We start from the raw sequence: 14,407 nt of genomic DNA on the forward strand, positions 1-14,407 counted from the left end.
GGGCCAGGTCGTCAGCGGTCAGCTCGACGTCGACCGCGCCCGCGTTCTGCTCCAGGTAGCTGCGGCGCTTGGTGCCCGGGATCGGCACCAGGTGCTCGCCGCGGGCCAGGACCCAGGCGATCGCCAGCTGGGCCGGGGTGACCCGCTTCTCCGCGGCGATCTCCTTCACCTTCTCGGCGAGCCGGAGGTTGGCCGCCAGATTGGCCTCGGTGAAGCGCGGGTTGGTGCGGCGGAAGTCGTCCTTGTCGAGCTCGTCCGGGGAGCTGAAGCGGCCCGCGAGGAAGCCGCGGCCGAGCGGGGAGTACGGCACGAAGCCGATTCCGAGCTCCCGGCAGGTGGGGAGGACCTCGGCCTCCACATCGCGGCTCCAGAGCGAGTACTCGCTCTGGACGGCGGTGACCGGGTGGACGGCGTGGGCGCGGCGGATGGTCTCGGCGCTCGCCTCGCTCAGCCCGATGTACCGGACCTTTCCCTCGGCGACCAGGTCGCCGAGTGCGCCGACGGTCTCCTCGATGGGCACGTTCGGGTCGACCCGGTGCTGGTAGTACAGGTCGATGCGGTCGGTGCCGAGCCGCGCGAGCGAACCGTGGACGGAACCGCGGACGTGCTCGGCCGAGCCGTCCTGGCGGCCCACGGTCGACATGTCGCCCGGAACGGCGCCGTCCATGCGGTAGTTGAACTTCGTGGCGATCACGTACTCGTCGCGGTGTCCCCGGACGGCCTCGCCGACCAGGGACTCGTTGGTGAGCGGTCCGTAGACCTGCGCCGTGTCCAGGAAGGTGATGCCGAGGTCCAGGGCGTGCCGGATGGTCGCGACGGCCTCGTCCTGGTCGGCCGTGCCGTAGAAGGCGGACATCCCCATGCAGCCGAGGCCGATGGCCGACACCTGGAGGTCCCGCAGACTGCGCTGTTGCATGTGACGTGCCAGCCCTTCGTCTCGTTCGTCCCGAGGCCAGACGCCTTCCGACGCCCCGGTCCGGGTGACCGGTCGGCCTCGTCTCCCGGAGAGGACCTTACGGTGCCGGGGCCTTCCGGCGACGGACCGGCACGGCCGGACCCGGGACGCCGGTGCGGGTCCCGCCGCCGGCGGTGGCGGGACTCCGCGACGGGATCGGTGACCCCGGCTACGCGGGCAGCGCCCCCGCGTCCGGGCCGGGCGGAGTCCCGTCCTCGGTGGCCGCCAACGCGCCGCGCGCCGCGAGGAGTTCGCGGAGCCGCTGGTGCGGGAGGGCGGGGGAGCGGTGGCCGTCGCGGCCGATCGTCTCCTCGGCGGTGACCAGGGCGTTCAGCACCGCCTCCTCCACGGCCTGGACGACGGCCTCGTAGAAGGGGTCGATCCGGCCCCAGGGGATGAACCGCAGGGTGTCGTAGTCGGCGTCGCCGGGCTCGCCCTGGGGGAAGGAGCTGCCCAGCGCGCCCGCGTTGGCGGTGGAGAAGGCGAGGAAGACGTCGCCGGAGAAGTGGCCGCCGCTGGTGCCGGTCCGGGCCAGGCCCAGCGGCACCCGGCGGGCCAGCGCCTTGCACTGGCCGGGGAGCAGCGGCGCGTCCGTGCCGATCACGACGATCACCGAGCCGGCCCCGCCGGGGGCGAACCAGTCGTCGTCCTCCATCGGGTTGTCCGCCAGCAGATCCCGGCCCACCGGGACGCCGCCGACCACGAGTTCGCGCCGGTCGCCGAAGTTGGCCTGGACGAAGGCGCCCACGGTGTAGTCGGCGGAGCCGTAGCGGACGACCCGGCTGGCGGTGCCGGAACCGCCCTTGAAGCCGTAGCAGTTCATCCCGGTGCCGCCGCCGACGCAGCCCTCCTCGACCGGCCCGGCCGCCGCCGACTCGATCGCGGCGATCGCGTGCTCGGCGCGGACGTGCGGTCCGTTGATGTCGTTGAGGTAGCCGTCCCAGGTCTCGGCGACCACCGGCAGCAGCCACTGCCGGGCCAGGTCGGGCCGGTTGGCGGCGGTCCAGTCGACGACGCCCCGGTGCACGGTGCCGACGGCGTGGGTGTTGGTCACCATGACGGGGCCGTTGAGCGCGCCGGTCTCCTCGATCCAGGTCGTCCCGGTCATCTCGCCGTTGCCGTTCAGCGCGTACCAGCCGGCCGCGCACGGCGTGCCCACGCCCTCGCGTCCGCGCGGGAGCACCGCGGTGACGCCGGTGCGGACGTGCTCGCCCTCGACGAGCGTGGTGTAGCCGATCCGCACGCCGGGGACGTCGGTCAGGGCGTTGGCGGGGCCGGGGGTGCCGTCCAGGACCAGGCCGAGGGCACGGGCCCGGGGGCGTCCGGACGGGGTGGAGAGCGTGGTCATGTGGATCCTTCCTCGCGGGGGCGGGGGCGGGGGCAGGGGCTGGGGTACGGGAGGTCAGTCGCGTGGGCGCGCGGCCGGGCCGTCCACCGCCCGGTCGGGGCGCAGGTCCGGGCAGCCGGTCGCCGTCCGGGCGTAGCCGAGCAGCAGCTCCAGCGAGCGCTCGGGGGTGAGCGAGGCGTTGCGGGAGACGATGTGCAGGCCGTAGCCGTCCTCCAGGACGACCAGGTTGGCGGCGAGGTCGAGGGCCGGCGCGGTGGGCTCGAAGTGGCCCTGGGCCCGGCCGATCTCCAGGATGCTCGCGTAGAGGGCGACCTGACGGTCGAAGAGGCTCTGCGCGAGCGCGGAGTAGACCGGGTTGTCGTGCGTGGCGGAGCTGAACTCGTACAGCACCAGGGCGAGTTCGTCCTCCGGGCCGTCCGGGAGGCCGAGCCGGGCGCAGGCCACGAGCTTGTCGCGGGCGTCCGGCAGCCCGGCCGCGACGGCGCTGCGGCCGGTGAAGAAGCGGTCGGCGGCGCGCTGGTAGACCTGCTGGAGCAGCTCGCCGATGTCGCTGAAGTAGTAGCTGACCGACCCCCGGGCGACGCCGGCGGCGTCCGCGATGTCGGCGACGCGCAGCTGCGCCAGGCCGTGCCGCCCGACGGCCTCGGTGGCCGCGAGGACCAGCTGTTCGCGGCGGGCTGCCTGGTTCTTCGCTCGGGCCATCGCATTCCTTGTCACCGATGTCGGATCACGTCGTACCTCTTGACGTGGAACTATCGCAGAACTTTGACTTCTGTGCCAAAGAACTCCGACGAAGTTTCGTTGACTCGGAAGCGTTGACTCGGAAGGAGCACGATGGCCGATCCCCGCGCCACCGACCCCGCCACCACTGCCTCGGGCTCCGCGCCGCCGGTCGGCTACGCCCAGGACCTCTCCCGCTCGCTCAGCCTGCGCGAGAACATGCTGATCACCCTCTCCTCGGTGACCCCGGCCTCCAGCGTGTTCATCGTGATGCCGGCGGTGATCCAGGGCCTCGGCGGCGCGGCGGCCGTGGCCTTCGCCCTCGCGGCGGCGGTCGGCGTGCTGATGGCGCTCTGCTACGCGGAGCTGTCCAGCGCCTTCCCGGTCACCGGGGGCGAGTACGCCTTCGCGGCGCGCACCCTCGGCCGGTCCACCGGGTTCGCGCTGTTCGCGCTCAGCCTGCTCGGCGGGGTGCTGGTCACCGCCGTCATCGCCCTCGGCACCGGCAGCTACCTGGGCGTGGTCTGGAGCGCGCTGGACGGCAAGGGGACCGGGCTGGCGGTGATCGCGCTGGCCTCGCTCGTCGCGGTGCTCGACATCCGCACCAACGCCTGGGTCACCGGGGTCTTCCTGCTCCTGGAGCTGGCGGCGGTCGCGGTGCTGGCCGTGCTCGGATTCGTCCACGTCGACCAGCCGCTCTCGGTGCTGTGGACCCCGCAGGCGCTCGGCGGCGCGGGCGGCGACGTGCTGGTCGGGGCCTCCTGGGGGCTGGTCGCCTCGTTCACCACCACCGCGATCTTCGCCTACAACGGCTACGGCACCGCCGTGTACTTCGCGGAGGAGACCAGGCGGGCGTCCTCGATCGGCCGGGTGGTGCTCTGGTCGCTGGGGATCACCGTCGCCGCAGAGTGCCTGCCGCTGGTCGGGGTGCTGCTGGGCACGCCGAGCATGAGCGGACTGATGTCGGCGGCCTCGCCGATGAGCTGGTTCCTGCTGGAGCGGGCCGGCTCCACCGTCAACACGGTGGTCAGCCTGGGCATCGCCGTCGCCGTCGTCAACGCGGTCATCGCGATCATGCTGCAGAGCGGACGGCTGCTCTACTCCTCGGCCCGCGACCGGGCCTGGCCCGACCGGGTCGGCGTCCCGCTCGCCTCCGTCCACCCCCGGCTGCGCACGCCCCTCGCGGCGACCCTGACCATGGGCGTGGCCACGCTGCTGGTCGGCTGGCTCGTCTCGCTCGACACGCTGATCCTGGCCACCGGCTCGACCCTGGTCGTGGTCTACGTCCTGGTCGCGCTGTCGGCGCTGTTCGGCCGGATCAGAGGGACCACCGCCACGGCCCCCTACCGGATGCGCGGCTGGCCGTACGTCCCGCTGGGCGTCGTCGCGATCATGCTCTACGTCGGCTACGAGTCGGTGCGGGCCGACTGGCGCCCGATCGCCATCGCGGTCGGGATGACGGCCGTCGGCTACGCCTACTATTACGCCTACCTCCACCCCCGCCGCGCCGACCGCTGGACCATGCCCGACCCGGTCCGGGAGGAGGCCGGGGGCGCCACCGGCTGAGGCCCCGGGTGGCTTCCGCCGGAGCCGGAGCCGGAGCCGGAGCCGGGACCGGCGCCGGGGCATGCGACGCCGACGCCGAGGCCCTCCGCGGTGGCGTACCGCGGAGGGCCCGGGCGGGTTCAGCAGCCCAGGTGGTCGCCCGGTACGGTGCCGAGCAGCTGGGTGAAGCGCTGGTAGGCGTCGATCCGGCTCTGCACCTGCGCGGGGTTGCCGCCGTTGCACTCCAGCGAGCCGTTGATGCTGCGGATCGTCTCACCGAAGCCGTAGCCGTTGACGATCGCGTTGTGCGGGGTCATGGTGCCCGGCCCGTTCTGGGTGTTCCAGTACCAGAGCGCGGTCTTCCAGGCGACGGCCGGGTCGGTCTGCACCAGGTTGGGGTTGCGCAGCAGGTCGATGCCGAGGGCGTCGCCGGCCGCCTTGTAGTTGAAGTTCCAGCTCAGCTGGATCGGGCCGCGCCCGTAGTACGCGGCCTGCCCGGCCGGGCAGCCGTACGGCTGTGAAGTGTCGCAGTAGTGGGGGTAGTTGGCGGTGTTCTGCTCGACCACGTAGACCAGTGCGCCGGTCTCGTGGTTGACGTTGGCCAGGAAGGCCGCGGCCTCCTGCCTACGGACGGTGTCGCTGCCGGTGGCCGCGAAGGCGGGGTAGGCGGCGAGGGCGTCGATCAGGCCCTGGTAGGTGTAGAAGGCGTTCCGGTTCGGGAACATCTGGTTGAACTGGGCCTGGCTGACCGGGAATCCGCCCGGGTTCGGGGTGCCGGTGGACGTCGGCGTGGCGGTCGGGGTCGGGCCGGTGCCGCAGCCGCCCTGGTCGGACCAGACGCCGGAGCCGCCGGTGCTCGGCGGCTCGTTCTGGGTCCACCACTTGGCGAGCCAGTTGTGGCCGTTGTAGGAGACGGCGGCGCCACCGGTGTAGACGGCCGAGGAGTTCCAGGGCGTGGCGCAGACGGCGGCGCTGGCGTTGGTCGCGGGCAGCAGCAGGAGCACCGTCAGCGCCGTGGCGACGGCGGAGAGCAGTGCGAGCAGGCGTTTCGTGGACACTTGATCACCCCTTGTGCGGTGTGGGGCCGCACGGTCGTGGAGGTAGGGACGTCGGGGCAGGGGAGCCGGGCCCCGCGGGGGTGGGGGCACGTCGTGGGGGACGGGCCGACCGGGGTGCGGGCCGGTGCGGGGCTGACCCAGACTCAAGCGGAGTGGTCTACACCTGTCAAGGGGTTCAGGGCCGGGCCGGGCGGTGGGGCCCCGCCGTCGTTCCGCCGGACCGTCCGGTGGCGGGCGCGAGGTCCGCGAGGTCCGCGAGGTCCGCCAGGTTGGCGATCAGGTCGGCGAGTCCGGCGTCCAGCGGGATCAGCGGGCGCCATCCGGTCGCGGCGCGGAACCGCGAGGAGTCCGCGACGGTGCTCCGCAGGTCGGTCGGCAGCGCGTGCTCCGGCGGGGGGACGGAGACCACCGGCACGGCGGGACGGCCGGTCCGGACCGCGACGCCGTCGGCGATCGCCCGGAAGACCCGCCCGAGCGGCTCCCCGTGCCCGGTGCCGAGCACCCAGTGCCGGCCGGCGACCGCGTCGGGCCGGTCCAGGGCGGCCAGGAAGGCCCGCCCGGTGTCGTCGACGTGGAGCAGGTCGCGCAGTACGGAGCCGTCGTGCCACATCGTCAGCGGCTCCCCGGCCAGGGCGCGGCGCACCATCGTCGCCAGCACCCCCCGGTCGCCCCGCCCCGCCGGTGCGCCGCGGCCGTAGACCGTCGGCAGCCGCAGGCAGGCGCCGCGCACCGCGCCCTCGGCCGTGGCCGCCAGCAACTCCCGTTCCGCCGCCGCCTTCTGGCGGTCGTACGGGCTGGCCGGGGCGTCGGGCGCGGACTCGTCGACCGGGATCGGCGCGCCCGGCCCGGCCTGCGAGGTCGAACCGGCGAACAGCACCACCACGGGGGCGCCGCCGCGCCGTCCGCGCTCCTGCCGGAGGGCCGTGAGGAGCGAGCTCATCACGCCGGCGTTGGTCCGCCCCAGCGCCTCGTCGGGCCGGCCGGTGCCGCGCCACCCCGCGCTGTGCGAGACCAGGTGGACGACCGCGTCGGATCCGGCGACGGCGGCCCGCAGGACCTCGGGGTCCGTCAGGTCGGCGGCGACCACCTCGACGTCGGCCCGCCCGGCGGGCGGCACGGCGACCGCCCCCCGGGCCACCGCACGCAGCCGGAGCGGCCGTCGGGCGAGCGCCCCGAGGACGACGGAGCCGACGAAGCCCGAGGCGCCCAGCACGGTGACGCGGGGGCGGCGCGCCGCCGCGGCGGGGCCGCTCACTCCGTTCCGGCCGGCTGCCCGGCCGTGCCGAGGCCCGCGTCGACGCCCGCGCCGGGTGCCGTGGACCGCCGGTACAGGGCCTGCCAGTAGTAGCTCCACGGGACGGCCCCGCCGTCGGCGACGGTCTCCCAGCGGGGCCCGGGGCGGTAGGACGAGAGGAACTTCGGCGCCAGCGCCTCGACGGCGCGGCTGTCGTGGATGTCGAGGACGTCCCGCAGCAGCCCGGTCGCCAGGGCCATCCGGACGACCTCCTCGCCCTGGGCGTGGTTGTCCAGCTCCTTCTCCAGGTACTTGCCGACCGGGTTGTTCACGTAGAGCGCCGCGCACCGGCGGTCGACCAGGTCGAGGTAGTTGAGCACCGTCCTGGGCGGCATCTCCGCGAACGAGTCGATGTTGAGGCAGAGTTCGAAGCGGCTCTCGCCGAGGGCCCGGTCCAGGTCGTCCGTGTCGTCGACCGGGACGAACCTGACGCGCGCGAAGTCCTCGGGGTCGAGCACCCGGCCGAGGTACTCCCGCGACAGCGAGAGCACGCGGGCCAGGTCGACGATGCAGTACTCCTCGACGCGGTGGTTGGCGAAGACCGCGTGGCAGGTCCGGCCGTAGCCGGCGCCGATCTCCAGGACGCGGGCGCCGTCCAGCGGGAAGTGCCGGGAGATGAAGTCCAGTTCGTGGACGGCGAGCAGGTAGTCCATGCAGACGCGGTCGCCGTCGTGGGTCACGGTGATGGGCGAGCCGAGTTCGCGGCCGCGGATCCGGCGCAGGCGGGACCGGTTCTCCGGCGTGAGCCGCGCGGCGAGTTCGAAGATGAGCGCCTTCAGGTAGCGGACGCCGTTGACCTGCGGATCCCAGAGCGCGAGCTTGAAGTTCACCGGCTCGGACTTGAAGGATCCGAGCTCGGCCACGCCCTGCTCGGTCACCTTGACGGAGTTGTTGTATTCCCACAGTGCGCTGGGGGCGTACCTGTCATCCATGGCTGCCGATGCTAGGGGCCGGGCCGGCCAGGGGGCTTCCTCGATCGTGCTGTTCCCGGCCGGCCCGGCCGCCCGCAGCCCCGTCGCCCCGTCGCTCCCGTCGCCCCGAACTCAGCACTCCACGAGAAGTGCGGCCGCCCGCCGCGGTGCCAGAATCACCGGGATTCGTCCGAGCTCGGAGGGCCCGTTGCGCGTACTGTTCGTCACCGCACCGTTCCGCTCGCACCTCTACGTGCAGACGCCGCTCGCCTGGGCGCTGCGCACGGCCGGCCACGAGGTCCGGGTCGCCTGCTCGCCCCGCCTGACCGAGGACGTCGTCCGCACCGGGCTCACGCCCGTGCCGATCGGCGAGGAGGTCGACCTCGGCGACCTGATGGCGCGGTCGGAGCCGGAGCGCGCCCCGGCGGCGTCGGTTGGGGGTAGGAAGTCGCACCAGAGCGACTACCCGCTCGGCGACCCGACCGCCGAGCTGGCCTCCAACGCGGCCGGCTGGCGGACGCTGTTCAACCCCGACTCGTCCTTCGACGACCTGGTCGCGTTCGCCGAGCTGTGGCGCCCCGACCTCGTCGTCTCCGACACCTTCGTCCTCTCGGGCGCGCCCGCCGCCCGCAGGGTCGGGGCGGCGCACGCCCGCATGCTGTTCGGCGCGGACGGCCTCGGCCAGCTGCGCACGGCCTGCCGCGCGCGGTGGCGGGCGCAGGGCTCCGACTGGGACGGCGTCGATCCGCTGCGGGAGTGGCTGGAGCCGGTGTTCGGCCGGTTCGGCGTGGAGTTCGACGAGGAGGCCGTCCTCGGGCAGTGGACGGTCTTCCCGATGCCCACCTGGGTCTGGCGCCCGGCCGGGATCCCGTACGTCCCGATGCGGCACGTCCCGTTCAACGGCCCGAGCGTCACGCCCTCCTGGGTGTACCGGCGCCCGGAGCGGCGGCGGGTCTGCTTCACCCTCGGACTGGCGCACCGCGAGGGCCGCGGCCACGGGGTGTCCGCCTCGCCGCGCGAGGTCTTCGACGCCATCGCGGACCTCGACGTCGAGGTGGTCGCGACCCTCGCCCCCGGTCAACTCCCGCCGGGGCTCCGGGTTCCCGACAACGTGCGGGTGGTCGACTTCGTCCCGCTCAACGACCTCCTGCCCACCTGCGCGGCCGTCATCCACAGCGGTGGGGCGGGGGCCTTCGCGGCCGCCGTCGAACACGCCGTCCCGCAGCTGATCGTGCCCAACGTGTACTGGAGCGAGAAGTGGTGGGGGCCGGTGGCGATGGCCTCCGGGCTGGAGGAGCAGGGCGCCGGCCGCTACGTCGCCGACGCCGACGGGCTGACCGGCGAGCTGCTCCGCTCCGAGCTGCGGCGGGTCCTGGAGGACCCGGCCTTCCGGGAGGGCGCCGCGCGGGTGTCCGCGCAGTCCGCCGCCCTGCCGAGCCCGCACGACCTCGTCCCGGTCCTGGAGGGCCTCACCGCCAAGCACCGCTACCCGGCCTGACCCCCCGGCACCGGGCCGTCGGGCCACCCCGCCGCCGGACCGCACCGTCCCCGGGGCCGCCGGCTCACCTCCCGGCCGGGCCGCCCCGGGACCCGCCCGGCTGACGGACCCGCTCCGCCTGCGCCAGCAGGTAGCGCCGCTCGGGGTCGCTCTCGGTGCGCCGCGCCGCGGCCTCGTAGGCGGCCCCGGCCTCGGCGGGGCGGTCCGCGAGTTCCAGGAGATGGGCCCGGACGGTGTCGACACGGTGGTTCTGCGCGAGCGCGGGGTCGTCCGCGACCTCGGCGAGCACCTCCAGCCCGGCGAGCGGGCCGTGGACCATGGCTGTCGCCACCGAACGGCTGAGCGTGACCACCGGGCTCGGCGCGATGCGCTCCAGGATGCGGTACAGCATCAGGATCTGCGGCCAGTCCGTCTCCGCGACGCCGGGCGCCTCCGCGTGCAGGGCGGCGATCGCGGCCTGCAAGCGGTACGGGCCGGGCCCGAAGCGTTCGAGGGTCCGGGCCACCAGCGCGACCCCCTCCGCGATCGCGTCCCGGTCCCACCGGGTCCGGTCCTGGTCGGCGAGCGGGACGAGCGCGCCGTCCGGCGCGGCGCGGGCGTCCCGCCGGGCGTCGGTCAGCAGCATCAGCGCGAGCAGCCCCGCCACCTCGCCCTCGTGCGGCAGGGCGCGGTGCAGGTCACGGACCAGGCGCAGCGCCCACGCCGTCAGGTCCGGGCGCACCACGTTCGACCCGCTGGACGCGGTGTGCCCCTCGTTGAAGATCAGGTAGAGCACCTGGAGGACCACCTGCACCCGCGCGGCGCCCTCCTCGCCGACGGGCATCCGGAACCCGCCCCCGACCTCCTTCACCCGCTGCTTCGCCCGCCGGATCCGCTGGCTCATGGTGGCCTCCGGCACCAGGAAGGCACGGGCGATCTCCGCGGTGGTCAGCCCGCCGACCGCACGGAGCGTCAGCGCGGCCTGGGCCTGCGGCGAGAGTTCGGGGTGGCAGCAGAGGAACAGCAGGCGCAGGGTGTCGTCGGTGTCGCCCGCGCCGGCCTCGTCGGCCGCGGGGACGGCCGGCTCGCCGGCGGCCGACCGGGCCACCACCACGGCCTCGCGCCGGTGCCGGGCGCTCTCGCTGCGGATCACGTCCTGGAGGCGGCGGGTGGCGACGGTGAGGAGCCAGGCGACCGGGTCGTCCGGCACCCCGTCCCTCGGCCACTGCACGACCGCGGCCAGCTGCGCCTCCTGCATGGCGTCCTCGCAGTGGTCGAACTGCGTGGGGTGGCGGCGGGTGAGCAGGCCGAGCGCGCGCGGCGCCGACCGGCGCAGCAGTTCCTCGACGACGACCGCCACCCGGACCTCCCCAGCGTTGCGGTCCAGGCTAGCCGATCACCGCCCTCCGGAACCGATCCGCCGGCACTCCCGGTAGTCGGGCAGCAGCCCGGCGGAGCGGGCCTCGGCGAGCGACGGCGCGTCCCGGTCGCGCGCCGAGAGGACCGTCCGGGACGCCTCGGGGACGGGCAGGGCCAGCGCGGGGTCGAACGGCGACAGCGCCAGCTCGTTGCGCGGGACGTACTCCCGCGACAGCAGGTAGGACACGACGGTGTCGTCCTCCAGCGCGAGGAACAGGTGCCCCACGCCCACGGGCAGGTACACGGCGCGGTACCGGTCCGGGCCGAGCTCGACGGAGTCCCACCGCCCGAAGGTCGGGGACCCGACCCGCAGGTCGACGACGACGTCCAGGGCCCGCCCGCGCGGGCACGTCACGTACTTCTCGCAGCCGGGCGGGGTGGCCGTGTAGTGCACCCCGCGGAGCACTCCGCCGCGCGACCGGCTGTAGCTGGCCTGTCGGACGGCGAACAGCGTTCTCCCGGTGGCCGCGCGGAAGTCCGCCTCCTGGTAGCCGGACAGGAACTCCCCCCGGTCGTCGGGGAAGACGCGCGGGGTGAACTCCAGCGCGCCCTCGACCGCCAACTCCCGTACGTCCATGGCACTCCTCTCGTCGCGGGCCGGCCGGGGAAGGCCGTTCCCCGGCCGGGCCGGCCGCGGTCAGTCGACGCGCACCTCGGGGACGTAGCGGATCCACCGGCCGCCGGCCTCGCGGAAACCGCTCTCCTTGGCCATGATCTCGTCCGCGTGGTTCCAGGCGAAGAGCAGCGCGCAGTCCGGGTACGGGTCGGCGAACGCCTCGGCGGGGCGCACCGGGATGTGCGTTCCGGGGGTCAGGCGGCCCTGCTTGGCCGGGGTGCTGTCGCAGACGAAGGAGACCAGGTCGGGGCCGATGCCGCAGTAGTTGGCGACCGTCGCGCTCTTGGCCGTCGCGCCGTAGGCCACCACCGTGCGGCCCTCGTCGCGGAGCCGGGTGAGCAGCGCGAGCAGGTCGTCCCGGACCGCCGCCACGGCGTCGGCGAAGCCGCGCAGGGTCTCCGGGGCCGCGAGCCGCCGCTCCTCCTCGTGGGCGAGCAGCTCGCGCACGGCCGGCGCGGGGCGCCGGGTGCCGGGCCGGGCGAGGGTGTACCTGATCTCCCCGCCGTGCACCGGCAGTCGGCGGACGTCGACGAGCTCGAAGCCGAAGCGCTCGGCCATCGCGTGGACGGAACGCGCGGTGAAGAGGTAGAAGTGCTCGTCGTAGATCTGGTCGAAGGAGGTCTTCTCGACCACGTCGCCGAAGTAGGGGTCCTCGAAGACGAACACGCCGTCGGGCGCGAGCAGCGCGTCGACGCCGCGGAAGACGGACTCCAGGTAGGGGAGGTGGCAGATGGTGTTGGCCGCGTAGATGACGTCGGCGGGCCCCTCCGCGCGCCGGACGTCGGCCGCGGTCGCCTCCTCGAAGAAGTCGCCGCGCACCCGCACGCCGTGCGCGCGCGCGACCTCGGCGACCTTGCGGGAGGGTTCGAAGCCCAGGTGGCGGACGCCGGCCTCGCCGACGGTCCGGAGCATGACCCCGTCGTTGCAGCCGATCTCGACGGCGAAGGCGCCGTCGCGGTTCAGTTCCGAGGCCAGGAACTCGCCCGCGGTGCGGGCGAAGTGCTCGCGCATCACGGCCGACCCGGACGAGTAGTACGGGTAGTCCTCGTGGAACATCCGCTCCCTGGGCACCTCGTCGACCAGCTGCACCATGGTGCAGGCGGTGCAGCGGGCGACCCGGAGCCGGTAGAAGAACTCGTCGGCGACGGGTGTCCGGGCCGGGAAGGCGTCGGAGAGCGGTTGGCGGCCGAGGTCGAGGAACTCCTCGGTCGCCGCGCCGCAGATCCGGCACGGGTGCGGCGGGGCGGGCGGGGCGGTGTCTGTCCGGTCGGTCATCGGCGGGCCTCCATCGTCATCGTCGTCGGCACGGATGCGGCTTCGGGCGCGGCCTCGGGCACGGGCCCGGGGAGCGGGAGGTCAGAGCCCGGCCAGGACCTCGCGCAGGGCCTCGATCACCCGGTCCTGGAGGTCCCGGGGCAGCGAGGGGTACATCGGCAGCGAGAAGATCTCGCCGGCGAGCCGCTCGGTCACGGGCAGCTCGCCCTCGCCCACGCCGAGGTGGCGGAACCCCCTCATGGTGTGGACGGGCCACGGGTAGCTGATGTTCAGGGCGATGTCGTGCCGGAGCAGTTCCTTCAGGACGAGGTCGCGCCGCGGGTGGCGCACCACGTAGAGGTAGTGGACGTGCTCGTTGCCGGGCCTGGTCCGGGGCAGCACCAGGCCGTCGGGGGCGGCGAGGTCGGAGAGCGCCTCCTCGTAGCGGCGCGCCACGCGCCGCCGGCCCTCGATGTACGCGTCCAGGCGGGTCAGTTTGCGCCGGAGGATCTCGGCCTGCACCTCGTCCAGCCGGCTGTTGTGGCCGGGGGTGTCGACGACGTAGTAGGTCTCCTCCATCCCGTAGTAGCGCAGCCGCCGCAGCGCGCGGTCGGTGTCCGGGTCGCGGGTGACCACCGCCCCGCCGTCGCCGTACGCGCCCAGCACCTTGGTCGGGTAGAACGAGAAGGCGCCGGCGTCGCCCATGGTGCCGGCCGTCCGGCCGTGGTGCCGTGCCCCGTGCGCCTGGGCGCAGTCCTCCAGGACCGCCAGGCCGTGTTCGCGCGCCACCCGGAGCACCGCGTCCATGTCGACGCACTGGCCGTAGAGGTGGACGGGGACGATCGCCCTGGTGCGGTCGGTGACGGCCGCCGCGAGCAGGTCGGTGTCCATCAGGTAGTCGTCCTCGCGCACGTCGACGAAGACGGGCACCGCCCCCACGGCGTCGATCGCGACCACGGTTGGGGCGGCCGTGTTGGACACCGTGACGACCTCGTCGCCCGGTCCGACGCCGAGCGCCTCCAGCCCGAGGACGATGGCGTTGGTGCCGTTGTCGACCCCGACGCAGTGGTCCAGTCCGTGCCAGGCGGCGAACTCCGCCTCGAAGCCGCGCACGCTCGCGCCGAGCACGAGCTGCCCGGAGCCGAACACCGTCTCGACGGCGTCGAGCAGGTCCTCGCGTTCGTTCCGGTACTCCGGCAGGTAGTCCCATACCCGCGTTGTCATCTGCGCCCTCCTCGGTGGGTCAGCGCCGCCCGGCGGGGCGGGCGGCGCGGGTGCTCATGTAGTCGTCGTCCCGGTCGATGCGCAGGGCCCGCGCACTGAGGTGGTCGACGGCGTCGGGGTAGGTGTACGGCTGCATGAACCACCCGGCCCGGACGTCCCGGTAGAGCCGGGCCAGGCTCGAACCCCCGGCGTACGAGGCGCCGCCGACGATGGTGAGGCAGTCGTTGACGATGTCGGGCGCGAGCCGGTTGAGCGTCAGCTTCGCGCACTGGAACGCGGTCATCATCCGCGGGCCGCGCACGGCCGGATCGGGCACGCCGGCGGTCAGCGCGTCGGCCTCGGCCAGGGCCGCGGCGGTGGTGGCGCGCGCCGCGTACAGGCGGGCCTCGACCTCGGCGACGAGTGTGCGGACGGCGCCGGGCGCGCCGGGGCGCTCCCGCTGCCACTCCACGGCGGCGTCGCGCGCGGCCCGGGCGACGCCCAGGTAGATGCCGAGCATGGTGATCGAGCTGACGGTCTGCCCGGCCAGCGCGGCGTCGCCGCGTTCCCCGACCGGGCCCCGCACCAGCACCTCGGCGTCCGGTAC

General features: G+C 74.3%; 13 protein-coding genes. 2 read left to right on the forward strand and 11 right to left on the reverse strand.

What is annotated here, in order from left to right; translation table 11 throughout:
- The 3 genes from ACFU6K_RS12290 to ACFU6K_RS12300 all read right to left on the reverse strand — a co-directional run.
- On the reverse strand, positions 1–916 hold a 916-nt coding region (locus ACFU6K_RS12290), incomplete at its 3' end, for an aldo/keto reductase (protein ID WP_380662490.1).
- Positions 917–1,124: 208 nt separating this feature from the next.
- Positions 1,125–2,303: a P1 family peptidase gene (locus ACFU6K_RS12295; protein WP_380662491.1), complete on the reverse strand. Its 1,179-nt coding sequence runs from the start codon at positions 2,301–2,303 to the stop codon at positions 1,125–1,127.
- Between the two features lie 54 nt (positions 2,304–2,357).
- Positions 2,358–3,005, reverse strand: coding sequence for a TetR/AcrR family transcriptional regulator (locus ACFU6K_RS12300; protein ID WP_380662492.1), 648 nt, complete (start codon positions 3,003–3,005; stop codon positions 2,358–2,360).
- Positions 3,006–3,137: 132 nt separating this feature from the next.
- Between ACFU6K_RS12300 and ACFU6K_RS12305 the strand changes: the two genes are divergently transcribed.
- Positions 3,138–4,589 (forward strand): APC family permease, encoded by a 1,452-nt coding sequence (locus ACFU6K_RS12305; RefSeq protein ID WP_380662493.1) that lies wholly within the window; start codon positions 3,138–3,140, stop codon positions 4,587–4,589.
- 119 nt (positions 4,590–4,708) lie between these two features.
- Here ACFU6K_RS12305 and ACFU6K_RS12310 read toward each other — a convergent pair whose 3' ends face one another.
- The 3 genes from ACFU6K_RS12310 to ACFU6K_RS12320 form a co-directional block, all read right to left on the reverse strand.
- Positions 4,709–5,626, reverse strand: a complete 918-nt coding sequence (locus ACFU6K_RS12310) for a glycoside hydrolase family 19 protein (protein WP_380662494.1) — start codon at positions 5,624–5,626, stop codon at positions 4,709–4,711.
- Between the two features lie 175 nt (positions 5,627–5,801).
- The gene (locus ACFU6K_RS12315) at positions 5,802–6,881 is read right to left on the reverse strand and encodes an NAD-dependent epimerase/dehydratase family protein (RefSeq protein ID WP_380662495.1); all 1,080 of its coding nucleotides are present in this window, start codon (positions 6,879–6,881) and stop codon (positions 5,802–5,804) included.
- Positions 6,878–7,852 carry a putative sugar O-methyltransferase gene (locus ACFU6K_RS12320; protein WP_380662496.1) on the reverse strand — a complete coding sequence of 325 codons (975 nt, stop codon included), beginning with the start codon at positions 7,850–7,852 and terminating at the stop codon, positions 6,878–6,880. Before ACFU6K_RS12320 ends, ACFU6K_RS12315 begins: the two co-directional genes overlap by 4 nt.
- Positions 7,853–8,039: 187 nt before the next feature.
- On the opposite strand from ACFU6K_RS12320, the gene ACFU6K_RS12325 reads away from it, so the two are divergent.
- Positions 8,040–9,329, forward strand: a complete 1,290-nt coding sequence (locus ACFU6K_RS12325; RefSeq protein WP_380662497.1) for an activator-dependent family glycosyltransferase — start codon at positions 8,040–8,042, stop codon at positions 9,327–9,329.
- A 64-nt stretch (positions 9,330–9,393) separates the two neighbouring features.
- Here ACFU6K_RS12325 and ACFU6K_RS12330 read toward each other — a convergent pair whose 3' ends face one another.
- The 5 genes from ACFU6K_RS12330 to ACFU6K_RS12350 all read right to left on the reverse strand — a co-directional run.
- The gene (locus ACFU6K_RS12330; RefSeq protein WP_380662498.1) at positions 9,394–10,668 is read right to left on the reverse strand and encodes an RNA polymerase sigma factor; all 1,275 of its coding nucleotides are present in this window, start codon (positions 10,666–10,668) and stop codon (positions 9,394–9,396) included.
- A gap of 36 nt (positions 10,669–10,704) precedes the next feature.
- The gene (locus tag ACFU6K_RS12335; protein ID WP_380662499.1) at positions 10,705–11,304 is read right to left on the reverse strand and encodes a dTDP-4-dehydrorhamnose 3,5-epimerase family protein; all 600 of its coding nucleotides are present in this window, start codon (positions 11,302–11,304) and stop codon (positions 10,705–10,707) included.
- A 60-nt stretch (positions 11,305–11,364) separates the two neighbouring features.
- A complete protein-coding gene (locus tag ACFU6K_RS12340; RefSeq protein WP_380662500.1) occupies positions 11,365–12,618 on the reverse strand; it encodes a methyltransferase domain-containing protein in 1,254 nt (417 codons plus the stop codon).
- A gap of 81 nt (positions 12,619–12,699) precedes the next feature.
- Positions 12,700–13,821, reverse strand: a complete 1,122-nt coding sequence (locus tag ACFU6K_RS12345; RefSeq protein ID WP_380662501.1) for a DegT/DnrJ/EryC1/StrS family aminotransferase — start codon at positions 13,819–13,821, stop codon at positions 12,700–12,702.
- 19 nt (positions 13,822–13,840) lie between these two features.
- Positions 13,841–14,407, reverse strand: a 567-nt coding sequence (locus tag ACFU6K_RS12350) for an acyl-CoA dehydrogenase family protein (protein ID WP_380662502.1), incomplete at its 5' end; no start/stop codon positions are given.

The organism is Kitasatospora sp. NPDC057512 (assembly GCF_042802135.1).
In the GTDB taxonomy this organism is placed as follows: Bacteria; Actinomycetota; Actinomycetes; order Streptomycetales; family Streptomycetaceae; genus Kitasatospora.

Excerpts from the sequence above, each read along its gene's own strand:
- ACFU6K_RS12295 (WP_380662491.1), bottom strand. The coding sequence starts at position 2,303 with ATGACCACGCTCTCCACCCCGTCCGGACGCCCCCGGGCCCGTGCCCTC.
- ACFU6K_RS12300 (WP_380662492.1), bottom strand. The coding sequence starts at position 3,005 with ATGGCCCGAGCGAAGAACCAGGCAGCCCGCCGCGAACAGCTGGTCCTC.
- ACFU6K_RS12305 (WP_380662493.1), top strand. The coding sequence starts at position 3,138 with ATGGCCGATCCCCGCGCCACCGACCCCGCCACCACTGCCTCGGGCTCC.
- ACFU6K_RS12320 (WP_380662496.1), bottom strand. The coding sequence starts at position 7,852 with ATGGATGACAGGTACGCCCCCAGCGCACTGTGGGAATACAACAACTCC.
- ACFU6K_RS12335 (WP_380662499.1), bottom strand. The coding sequence starts at position 11,304 with ATGGACGTACGGGAGTTGGCGGTCGAGGGCGCGCTGGAGTTCACCCCG.
- ACFU6K_RS12340 (WP_380662500.1), bottom strand. The coding sequence starts at position 12,618 with ATGACCGACCGGACAGACACCGCCCCGCCCGCCCCGCCGCACCCGTGC.
- ACFU6K_RS12345 (WP_380662501.1), bottom strand. The coding sequence starts at position 13,821 with ATGACAACGCGGGTATGGGACTACCTGCCGGAGTACCGGAACGAACGC.